General features: G+C 39.1%; 5 protein-coding genes and 1 tRNA gene. All 6 read right to left on the bottom strand.

Translation table 11 applies throughout. The features are described from left to right. Nucleotides 1–153: 153 nt before the first annotated feature. Nucleotides 154–3087 (bottom strand): bifunctional [glutamate--ammonia ligase]-adenylyl-L-tyrosine phosphorylase/[glutamate--ammonia-ligase] adenylyltransferase, encoded by a 2934-nt coding sequence (gene glnE, locus HMPREF3020_RS03760; RefSeq protein WP_083315427.1) that lies wholly within the window; start codon nucleotides 3085–3087, stop codon nucleotides 154–156. 3 nt (nucleotides 3088–3090) lie between these two features. Then, complete coding sequence (miaA, locus tag HMPREF3020_RS03755; protein ID WP_070775596.1) at nucleotides 3091–4044, bottom strand: tRNA (adenosine(37)-N6)-dimethylallyltransferase MiaA; 954 nt, start codon at nucleotides 4042–4044, stop codon at nucleotides 3091–3093. A gap of 1 nt (nucleotide 4045) precedes the next feature. Then, nucleotides 4046–5893, bottom strand: coding sequence for a DNA mismatch repair endonuclease MutL (gene mutL / locus HMPREF3020_RS03750; RefSeq protein ID WP_070775595.1), 1848 nt, complete (start codon nucleotides 5891–5893; stop codon nucleotides 4046–4048). An 8-nt stretch (nucleotides 5894–5901) separates the two neighbouring features. Next, entirely contained in the window at nucleotides 5902–7515 is a 1614-nt protein-coding gene (locus HMPREF3020_RS03745; protein ID WP_070775594.1) for an N-acetylmuramoyl-L-alanine amidase, read from the bottom strand. 11 nt (nucleotides 7516–7526) lie between these two features. Next, nucleotides 7527–7997, bottom strand: coding sequence for a tRNA (adenosine(37)-N6)-threonylcarbamoyltransferase complex ATPase subunit type 1 TsaE (gene tsaE, locus HMPREF3020_RS03740; RefSeq protein ID WP_070775593.1), 471 nt, complete (start codon nucleotides 7995–7997; stop codon nucleotides 7527–7529). 116 nt (nucleotides 7998–8113) lie between these two features. Next, a tRNA-Gly gene (locus HMPREF3020_RS03735) sits at nucleotides 8114–8189 on the bottom strand. Nucleotides 8190–8234 lie beyond the last annotated feature (45 nt).

The following is an 8234-nucleotide window of genomic DNA, read 5'->3' as shown; positions in this document are numbered from 1 at the left end:
CCCGAGCTGAATAGCTTGGGGTTTTTGTTTATGGAGTTTTGTTAAAGATTACTTTGACAATATAAGTGCGGTAGAAAGTTAGGCTGTTTTTACGTAAAGAATATATAAAAAGGAGTTTATCCCAAATATCTGGGGATAGACTCCTTTAATTTTTTAAGAAAAGAGCTTATGCCAGAAAGAACAAACAAATTCTCTTTCTTCTATAAATTCCGAATCATCAACAATGACAGGCTTTCCTAATAAGTTTAGGTGATGGATTTTATTACGCAGTGTCACGTAACAGGATTTGAGCTTTTCACATTCTGCTAGAGAAATAATGTGATATTCTGCCATGGAATCAAAGATACGGACATTATCAGACCATTTGGTTAATATTGGATTAGCTGGGGCATTTGCGAGCATCAGATACTGGGCGATAAATTCAATATCGGTAATGCCGCCACGATCTGTTTTGATATTAAAAAAGCCTTCTTTTGTGTGAGATAAATGTTCGTACATTTTTTCACGCATGTCTCTTACTTCAATTTTTAGCTGATTAATATCTCTTTGAGCAGAAAGCACATTACAGCGAATTTTTTCAAATTCTGTTTTTAATTCAGTTTCTCCAAAAATAGCACGGCTACGGACAAGTGCTTGCTTTTCCCAAGTCCATGCTTCATTGAGTTGATAGTTTTCAAATGCTTGAAGTGAACAGCCTAATAAGCCTGCATCGCCTGAAGGTCGTAATCGCATATCAATATCGTAGAGTATACCTGCACTCGTATTCATACTAAAAATACTGACAATTTTTTGAGCCAATCTTAAATAAAATTGATTGCTATCAATGGATTTTTTTCCACCAATGGTTTGACCTTCAACGGATTGGTATAAAAAGACTAAATCCAAATCAGATTTATAACCGAGTTCAATTCCGCCTAATTTACCGTAGCCAATTACTAAAAAACCTTTTTCTGTTTTACCTACTAAATGTTCAGGTACACCAAATCGTTGACTGACTTGTTGCCAAGCAAAATTGACAACGGCATCAATGATTGCTTCAGCCAGATAAGTGAGATGATCGCTCACTTTCATAACAGGCAGTACGCCAAGAATATCTGCCGCTGCAACGCGTAATAAAATAGACTGTTTGAATTGGCGTAAACCGTCAATAAATTGTTCTTCATCATCTTGCGGTAATCGCAGCATATATTGCTTCAATTCATCAGGATACTGTGTGAACGGCAATGGATTACGTAGCGCTTCAGTATTTAATAATTCATCGAGTAGAATAGGGAAACGAGCGACTTGTTCGGCAATCATCTGTGATTGCGCACATAGTTCAATAAGCTGCTCAATGGCTTGAGGATTTTCTAAGAGTAATTCTAAATACGTCGTTCTACTCGCAATTTTATCGACAATGTTGAGGATGCGTGGCAATAAAGTGCGGTAATTTTTTTGTTCAAATATTTGAGTGAAGATATTTGGTAATAAGTGAGCTAGAACTTCTCGACCTCTAGAGCCAATAACACGGCGCGCAAGCCCCTCTTTGAATTGAATAAGTTTATCTAAGATATCGGAAATTGCGTCATCATCAATGTGATTATCAACCAACATTTGTTCAATGTCATCAAGATCACTTTCTAAAAAATCAATCCACTGATTATTGTCATCGGTACGTTCATCTTTTTCTTCACCAATTAATGCATCAAAAACTGACCGCACTTTTTGTTGGTGTGCTTGTAGTATTTGATAGAAATCATCCCAGTTTTCAATTGGATAAGATTTCATCGTAGTTTGATTGTTCTCATCTAAATAAGTGTATTCTCGACAAGCAACTATTAATCTAAGACGATTTTCTTCATCTGTTGGAAGTAGTTGCGTTTGTTGATCATCAATGGCTTGTAGCACGTTTTCAGTACGACGAAGGAAGATATAAGCATCTCTTAATTCATGATATTGTTGAGGCGTAATTAAACCAAGATCTCGTATTTCAGGGAGAAGTTTAAGCAATTCATGTTGTTGGAGCTTAATCTCACGTCCACCCCGAATCAGTTGAAAAACTTGCACAATAAATTCGATTTCTCGAATCCCACCTGCGCCTAGTTTAATATTGTCTTTTAAGCCACGGCGGCGTACTTCACGCTCAATTTTACCTTTCATTTCACGTAAAGCTTGAATCACACTAAAATCAATATAGCGTCGATACACAAAAGGACGAAGTAGTTGTTGTAAGGTTTTTACATTGGGATCTTGCGCATCAGCGCCTAAAATCCGCCCCTTGATCATGGCATAACGTTCCCAATCTCGCCCTTGATCTTGGTAATATTGCTCCATTGCCGAAAAACTTAAGGCAAGCGCACCGCTGTCGCCAAAAGGACGAAGACGCATATCTGTACGATAGACAAAGCCATCTGGCGTGAATTGATCTAAAGCATTGATCAGGCGTTGTCCTAAACGAGTAAAAAATTTAGCATTATCAACGGCTCGTCTTGCACCAACGCTTTCACCTTGTGAAGGGTAGGTGAAAATTAAATCAATATCAGAGGAAAAATTTAGCTCAAAACCACCTAATTTTCCCATACCAAGAATATAGAGTTGTTGAGGGTTGCCATTTTCATCACAAGGTATGCCCATTTCTTCGCAAGCTTGTTTATACAGCCAATCTCTCGCACCGATGATAAGACTCTCAGCAAGTTGAGAAAGATGAATAAAAATTTCTTCTACGGTGGCAAGATTCAAGCTTTGACAGAAACTGAGTTTCGCCATTTCTTGATTGCGAAAATTTCGTAGCGTTTTGTAAAGCTGCTCTTCGTTTTGGATAGTGGAGAGTTGCTCAGCTAAACGGCTAGTATAATCTTGACAATCTGAAAATTGAGGAGGTGTTTGCCACCATTGGGCTAAAAAGTGCGGGTGTTTTTTTAAGACTTTTTCCAAGAAATCAGACAGGCTGATGGCATAGTTTATTTGTCCGATTGCTGTCGTGAGATCTGTTGCGTCTCGCTCGATTTGTTGGATTATTTCATCAAGATTCATTTCAGGGAAATGTTGGCAAAACACTTCGCCAAGTTGAATGAGTTTTTCAGTCGAAAGCGGAAGTGAAAGCGCCATAATTTACCCCTTAAAATGTTCATCAATCTTGCGTAGTACGATTTCTTTGGCCTGTTGCGGTTGTAGACTATCTAGCCAATTTAATGGTGTTTTCCAGCCGCGCAACCAAGTGATTTGTCGTTTGGCTAATTGTCGAGTTGCACAAATCCCCCGGAAGACCATTTCTTCATGATCATAGTCACCACGTAAATATTCCCACATTTGGCGATAGCCCACACAGCGGATAGAAGGCAAATCAGGATGGAGATCTTCTCGTTGGTAGAGTTTTTCCACTTCTTCTTGGAAACCTAATTCGATCATTTTATGGAAACGTTGTTCGATACGTTGATGTAACACCGCGCGATCTTCTGGTGCAATAGCAAATTGTAAAAATTGATAAGGCAATTCTTCGCCTTTTTGTTCGGTTAATTCCGTTAATGATTTGCCTGTTAAATAGAATACTTCTAATGCACGATTAATGCGCTGTGAATCATTGGGATTAATACGTTCTGCTGAAACAGGATCAATTTTTTGTAATTCTTGATGAAGTGCTGGCCAGCCAAGTTTTTGCGCTTTTTCTTCAATCTCTAAGCGTAACTTTTCATCAGCAGATGGAAGGGGAGAAAGGCCTTCAATCAATGCTTTGTAATACAACATGGTACCGCCAACCAAAAGCGGAATTTTACCTTGCGCGGTAATATCAGCCATTTCTCTGAGTGCATCATCACGAAAATTCATCGCAGAATAACTTTCAGCGGGATCTAAAATATCGATTAATCGGTGAGGGGCAAGGGCTAGTTCTTCTTTAGAAGGCTTTGCCGTACCAATATCCATCCCTTTATAAATTAATGCAGAATCGACACTGATCACTTCCATGGGCAGGCTTTGACGTAATTGAATAGCAAGATCTGTTTTTCCTGAGGCTGTTGGCCCCATCAGAAAAAGTGCAGTTGGTTTGGAGTCAGTTTTTTGTGTCATATTACAAATCAGTTAAAAAAGGCTGCCAGTTAATCGGTTTCAGTAATGTATTAAATTTTTCTTGATGAGCTTTATTCAGTAAGCGTTCCGTTTCACTTAATAAGCTGACTGCGTCCGCTAACACTTGAATTGGTTTCATCTCTAGCTTATGACAAAGTGCAGTCAGGAAATCAGGCATATTTTCTAGATGTTCAGCAAGTAGGCTCACCACACATTTTTGTAAATTTTGTGTACGTAAAATCGCAGGCACTTTGTTTAATGTGAGGCGTAGTTGAGCTTCATTTTCAATAAATTCAAAACCACTTTGTTGGAAAAAAGCTTTTTGTTTTTGCCATTGTTCAAATTGTTTTTCATCTAAGCGAAAAATAATCGGAATAAGCAACGGCTGTTGTGAAATTTCACCTTGTTGTAAGGTTAATTCATAATTTAAGGTTTGCAATTTAGCTAATGACATCAAATAAAATTGTTGATTTTGTTGTAAAAGCAAGGCTTTATTTTCAATTAATGCCAATGCACGTAAATAGCCTGCATCACTTGTCTGTGGGAGTTGTTGTTCAACGACAGGTGTTGTTAAAAGTTGAGAATTTTCCGCAGGACGTACTAATTCACCATATAAGCGTTGTTCGCTCTTTGTAGGTTGTTCACGATAACCATACGACGGAACGTACTCACTACGGTTTGAAAAGTGCGGTTGATTTTCTGATTGTTTTTCACGAGGCTGATGATAATTCGAGGCGAAAATATTTTGCCCTGCCGCTGCACGATTGGGTTTCGGTTCATAGTGGGTTTGATATGAAGCCGAAGGCTCTCTTGCCTCATTCATCATTGGCACTAAATCCAATTCAGCTTGAGGAATGGCATTGAGCGCGTTTATTACGCCTTGGCAGATAAAATCATGAATTAAACGAGCTTGATGGAAACGTACCTCGTGTTTTGTAGGATGCACGTTGACATCGACATCATGTGGATTGAGGTCGATAAATAGTACAAATGCAGGGTATTGCTCAGCATGCAAATACTCCGCATAAGCTTGACGAATGGCGTGGGTGATCACTTTATCGCGAACCATTCGTCCATTGATATAGCAATAACTTAAATCATTTTGCGAGCGTGTAAACTCAGGTGTCGCCACCCAACCAGAAAGATGCAAATCATCGTGTTTCCAATCAATACGTAAGGCATGTTGAACAAAATCATCGCCACAAATGGCGGCAACGCGTTTTAGTTGTTGTTCTTCATTTGTTGCAGGACGATATTGTCGAATAATTTTGCCGTTATGTGTGAGCGTAAAAGCGATATTAAATTTCGCTAAAGCAATTCGGCGAATAACTTCATCAATATGAGCAAATTCTGTTTTATCGGTTCGTAAGAATTTACGACGAGCAGGTGTGTTAAAAAAGAGATTTGCCACTTCAACTGTTGTACCGACTGGATGAGATGCAGGTTTAATTGTAGTTTCCATCTCTCGTCCTTGCGCATAGACTTGCCATGCTTCATTTTGCTCTGCAGTACGAGAGGTAAGGGTTAGACGAGAAACAGAACTGATACTGGCAAGGGCTTCACCGCGGAAACCTAAACTTAAAATGGTTTCGAGATCATCAAGATCGGCAATTTTACTGGTTGCGTGTCGAGCGAGTGCGAGACTTAATTCTTCTTTAGGAATGCCACTGCCATTATCTCGAATACGAATCAGACTGGCGCCGCCGTTTTCAATATCAATATGAATTTTATTGGCACCGGCATCAAGGCTGTTTTCCACCAATTCTTTCACCACAGAGGCAGGGCGTTCGACCACTTCACCTGCTGCAATCTGATTAGCCAGCTGTGGAGAAAGAATTTTGATTGCCATAGGATTCCTTATTTTTCTTTAAGTTTGATTTTTTGCCCAGTCACGACTTTGCCGTTTTTCAATGTTGGGTTCAGTTTTAAAAGACGATTAACCGGTACATTGTATTCACGAGAGATAGCATAGATAGTTTGATCGGCTTTCACTGTATGGTAAAGCGGGGTTTCTTTCTTGCCATCATCTTTCTTCTCATTTCCTTTTGAAGAAGTGTCTTTTTTATCGTTACCTTTTTTCTCAGGCTCTTTTTTATTCTCAGCTTTTTCTTGTTTTTGATCTTTTTTAGAAACGGCTTTTTCAGCTTCAACAATCTTGCTGTTTTTTCCTTTGTTATCGGCTTTGGCTTTATCATCCGATTTGGGTTTTTCTTCTACCTTTTTACCTTTGCCGTTATCAGGAATTTTAATGGTTTCATTCAGCCAAAGTTCTTTACGTTTCAGTTTATTTAACTCAATAATTTCACTGACTTTCACATCATATTTGTTCGCCAGGCTACCAATGCTTTCACCTGGTTTCACTTTATGACGTACGCCACTGTCTTTTACATCGGAAGTGCGGTCAGATTTTTCGATGTTTTTCTCTTCTTTTTTAGTTGGTTCTTCCGCTTTTTTGCCTTTGCCATTATCAGGAATCTTAATGGTTTCATTTAGCCAAAGTTCTTTGCGTTTCAGTTTATTTAACTCAATGATTTCACTGACTTTGACATCATATTTATTTGCTAGGCTACCAATGCTTTCACCTGGTTTCACTTTATGGCGAACACCGCTGTCTTTCACATCGGAAGTGCGGTCAGATTTTTCATTGTTTTTATCGTTTGATTTTGTTGATTTGCTGTCTTGCTCATCACTAGGTGGGACTGCAATCGCTTTTAAATTACCATTGCGATAAGCGACTAAGCCTTCATAAATCATATAAGCAATACGACGACGATAAGCAATGGTATTCAATTTTTGTTCTTCTTCCATATTGGAAAGGAAGCCTGTTTCCACCAGAACAGAAGGAATATCGGGTGAACGTAATACGCCAAGGCTCGCATGTTGTGGAGTGCTACGACTTAATGAGGTCACGCGAGCAAAACGACGTAAAATGCTGTTGCCAAGTTCATAACCTGTACGTTGGCTGTGACCAAATTGTAGGTCGAGTACAGTTTGATCTAAATATTTGTCATTGTTATTGGAAAGTACTTTTCCTGCGCCACCTAAAAGCTCAGAGCGTTTTTCATCGTCTTCTAACCATTGTCCCATTTCATCGTTGGCACGGCGATTGGATAGCACCCAAACAGATGCGCCACGTTGGTCTGAATTAAGAGAGGAGTCAGCATGGATAGACACAAGGAAATTTGCTTTATATTTACGTGCAATTTCGGAACGTTCTGGCACAGAAATGTAGTAATCGCTACTGCGCGTTAAAACGCCTTTGAAATTAGGATCTTTATTTAATAAGGCTTTTAATTCTCGTGCAATCGAAAGGGTGACATTTTTTTCATAAATGCCGAGATTTTTTCCGATAGCACCGGGATCTTTACCGCCATGGCCGGGATCAATGGCAATTGTCCATTGTGGCGCGGCAAATACGGTAGTAGAAATTAGAGAAAATATTCCAAAAAGAAACGAAAATTTTGCTTTCATGTAAGTCAGTTTTATAGTTGTGTCAAAATATGCTCGCCCACTGAGTTTTGAGCAATTAGCGTAATGTTTCGAGCATCGTCGTAATAATCAATATTTACCAATAAATCAGCCTCAGGCAAGATGCCCTCACCTTTTTCTGCCCATTCGATTAAGCAGATACAATTTTGGCTGAAATAATCACGAATACCCATAAATTCCAATTCTTCAGGATCGGCAAGACGATATAAATCAAAGTGATAAATCATTTTTCCTGCGATGCTATATTCTTCCACTAAGGTATAAGTAGGACTTTTGACATTACCTTGGTAACCTAAACCTTGCACCATTCCACGAGTCAGAGTGGTTTTCCCTGCACCAAGATCGCCATTAAAATAAAGCACAATAGCGTTATCTTTCGGTTGTTTTACAAGCACTTCTGCGAGTTTTTTACCAAAACGGAGCATCGTGCCTTCATCAGGAATGTATTGGGTGAATTCGGTCATTATTAGAGTGATTTTTTAGGTTAAAGTTTCTAGGGGATTTTATCGTATTTTGAAGGGAATATGTAGGGAAAATACAATAAAAAAATCCGCTGCTTTTCAGCAACGGATTGAGAATTTGGAGCGGGAAACGAGGCTCGAACTCGCGACCCCGACCTTGGCAAGGTCGTGCTCTACCAACTGAGCTATTCCCGCATTTCACATTGGTGAATGAGGCAACATTATACGAAAAAATTTATT

It is taken from the genome of Haemophilus sp. HMSC068C11 (assembly GCF_001815355.1).
GTDB lineage: Bacteria > Pseudomonadota > Gammaproteobacteria > Enterobacterales > Pasteurellaceae > Haemophilus_D.
The sequence above is the reverse complement of the archived record's forward strand: the minus strand, read 5'-3'. Positions and strand labels throughout refer to the sequence as shown.

Bases quoted from the DNA above. Each gene is read 5' to 3' on its own strand.
- glnE (WP_083315427.1), bottom strand. From the start codon at position 3,087: ATGGCGCTTTCACTTCCGCTTTCGACTGAAAAACTCATTCAACTTGGC.
- miaA (WP_070775596.1), bottom strand. From the start codon at position 4,044: ATGACACAAAAAACTGACTCCAAACCAACTGCACTTTTTCTGATGGGG.
- mutL (WP_070775595.1), bottom strand. From the start codon at position 5,893: ATGGCAATCAAAATTCTTTCTCCACAGCTGGCTAATCAGATTGCAGCA.
- HMPREF3020_RS03745 (WP_070775594.1), bottom strand. From the start codon at position 7,515: ATGAAAGCAAAATTTTCGTTTCTTTTTGGAATATTTTCTCTAATTTCT.
- tsaE (WP_070775593.1), bottom strand. From the start codon at position 7,997: ATGACCGAATTCACCCAATACATTCCTGATGAAGGCACGATGCTCCGT.